Consider the following 2,580-nt stretch of genomic DNA (forward strand, 5'->3'; position numbering starts at 1 on the left):
TGAAGACTGACAAAGACATGAAAATGTAAAATCACGTACTGCGTGTTACTTGACTCAAGAAAACCAAACGATATTTATCGCTCAATGAGCAAAGCTTTCTAAGATTGTCCCCTTTTTGTTTAGCGACAATAGCGCTGTGGCCCCACCTGAACCCATTCCGAACTCAGCAGTGAAACGCAGTTGCGCCGATGGTAGTGTGGGAGTTCCCATGTGAGAGTAGGACATTGCTAGACTTCTAATTTGTGCGAAAGCACTAGAGAAGCCCGTTACTGATGTAACGGGTTTTTTGGTAAAGTTTTTATTTACTAGATTACTTATATTTTTTAAGTAACATAATAAATAAAAGTTTTTTGTTTAGCGACAATAGCGCTGTGGCCCCACCTGATACCATTCCGAACTCAGCAGTGAAACGCAGTTGCGCCGATGGTAGTGTGGGAGTTCCCATGTGAGAGTAGGACATTGCTAGACTCCTAATTCCATCGTTAATGATGTAATGGCCCCGTGGAGGGGTTCCCGAGTGGCCAAAGGGATCAGACTGTAAATCTGACGGCTCAGCCTTCGGTGGTTCGAATCCACCTCCCTCCACCATATAATTCTGTAAGAATAAATTAATACCAGCTATATGCTGGTATTTTTTTGATCTTTTTTCAATTTTTCTACTATATTACCCCTAATATAATTATCATCGATCCTACCTCTATAATTACATACGCCATATATTTTAGAAGCTTGTTACCTATCTATATCAAAACGGCAGAAGTTTTGCGCCTATTGTATTTATAATTTCCGCCTATTGTATTTATAAATAGTTATCAACCTACAGATTTACCCGTCCACATTGTCAAAGGTACTTAATGTAATATAGTACTTCTGGTATAATCACAGAAATTAAATACTAACAGGTTAAACAAATGACCTTTTCTTCTTTTGCTTTGGATTCAACATTGCTACAAGCAATAACAGAATCTGCTTACGATGAACCAACAGAAATACAAAAGCAAAGTATCCCTCTTATCCTGGCTAAACACGATCTTATGGCAAGAGCGCAAACAGGTACAGGTAAAACAGCCGCGTTTGCATTACCCATCATACAAAAAATCTTACTAGCACAACCTTGTAAACCAATGTTAAGAGCATTGGTATTAGCCCCTACCAGAGAGCTTGCCCAGCAGGTACACCAAAGCTTTTGCCACTATGGACAATTTACCTCTGTTGTTACTGGTATTGCCTATGGCGGTGTAAGCACAAAAAAACAAATTATTGAATTAAAAACAGGTGTTGATATTTTAATTGCAACTCCTGGAAGGTTATTAGATCTTCTGAGAACAGAATCGGTAAGTTTAGCTAGTATAGATACGCTAGTTTTTGATGAAGCAGACCGTATGCTAGATATGGGTTTCAAAGATGAAATAGATCAGATCACTCAATGTCTACCAAAAGATAAACAAACCTTACTCTTCTCTGCAACATTTGCGGACGATATTTATAAAATGAGTAAAAAAATTCTAGTAAACCCTAAAATGGTAGAAATAGATGATAAAAATAAAGCAGCTGATGATGTAGAACAGCTTGTTTATGGTGTTGATGCAGATCGTAAGAGAGAGCTAACTTCGTTTCTAATAGGTTCAAATAACTGGAAACAAGTGTTGGTGTTCACACGTACTAAACAATGTGCCGATGATTTAGCAAAAGAAATGACGAAAGATGGAGTGAAATCATTAGCTATACATGGAGATAAATCTCAAGGCGCACGTGACAAAGCTTTACAAGAGCTTAAAGAAGGAAAAATTCGGGCCTTAATTGCTACAGATGTCGCTGCAAGAGGTATTGATATAAAAGGGCTATCTCACGTTATTAATTATGAGCTTCCATATAATGCAGAAGATTATGTTCATCGCATAGGGCGAACCGCGAGAGCAGGAAATTCAGGTATGGCTGTTTCTTTAGTCAGTCCAGGTGAAGAATGGCTATTAACAGCGATTGAGGAATTACTTGATATTAGTTTACTGCAGCAGTGGTTACCGGGTTATGAGCCAGACTTAACAAAAGTAGCAAAAAAAGAAAGTCGTCCAATAAATAAGAAAAAAGCACGTCAAAACGCACTAGGTAAAAGTGGTAAAGCTAAACCCAACGGTAATCGTGAACGAAGACGACGTTAACTTAAATAGTCTTTGTCGGAGTGTTTATAAGCCATAAACTGCTAGATAACATACGATTCGTTGTAATTATAATCGAACAGTAATAAAAACAAAATTAGTGCTTGTAGTATCGCTAAAGCTCTCTATAATGCGCTCCAGTTCCAAGGGGTTCACGCAAAATGAACCATCAACGAACTGTTTTGATAAGTTATCTCTTACCTTTTAAGATAAATATGTTAACTTAACGTGAACTTTTAAAATGTTTTTAAAATACTTTAAAATAAACGTTGACATCGAAACTCGGAAGCGTATGATACGCATCCTGCTTCGGAGCAAGAGCAACGAAGCCAAGCAACTAACGAATGTGATTAGTTGCTCCTTACTACTTAATAGTAAGATTCTTTAACAATTAGTTATCATGCAATTTGTGTGAACACTCACA

1 protein-coding gene, 1 tRNA gene and 2 rRNA genes are annotated in these 2,580 nt (G+C 37.5%); all 4 read left to right on the forward strand.

Features of this window, described 5'->3' with window-relative positions:
• Positions 1-118 precede the first annotated feature (118 nt).
• A 5S ribosomal RNA gene (gene rrf, locus FCS21_RS15630) occupies positions 119-233 on the forward strand.
• A gap of 120 nt (positions 234-353) precedes the next feature.
• Positions 354-468: ribosomal RNA gene (rrf, locus tag FCS21_RS15635) — 5S ribosomal RNA — on the forward strand.
• A gap of 35 nt (positions 469-503) precedes the next feature.
• Positions 504-588, forward strand: a tRNA-Tyr gene (locus FCS21_RS15640).
• A gap of 323 nt (positions 589-911) precedes the next feature.
• Positions 912-2,159, forward strand: a complete 1,248-nt coding sequence (locus FCS21_RS15645; protein ID WP_138624465.1) for a DEAD/DEAH box helicase — start codon at positions 912-914, stop codon at positions 2,157-2,159.
• The last annotated feature ends 421 nt before the right edge of the window (positions 2,160-2,580 follow it).

It is taken from the genome of Colwellia ponticola, assembly GCF_005885605.1.
Lineage (GTDB): Bacteria > Pseudomonadota > Gammaproteobacteria > Enterobacterales > Alteromonadaceae > Colwellia > Colwellia ponticola.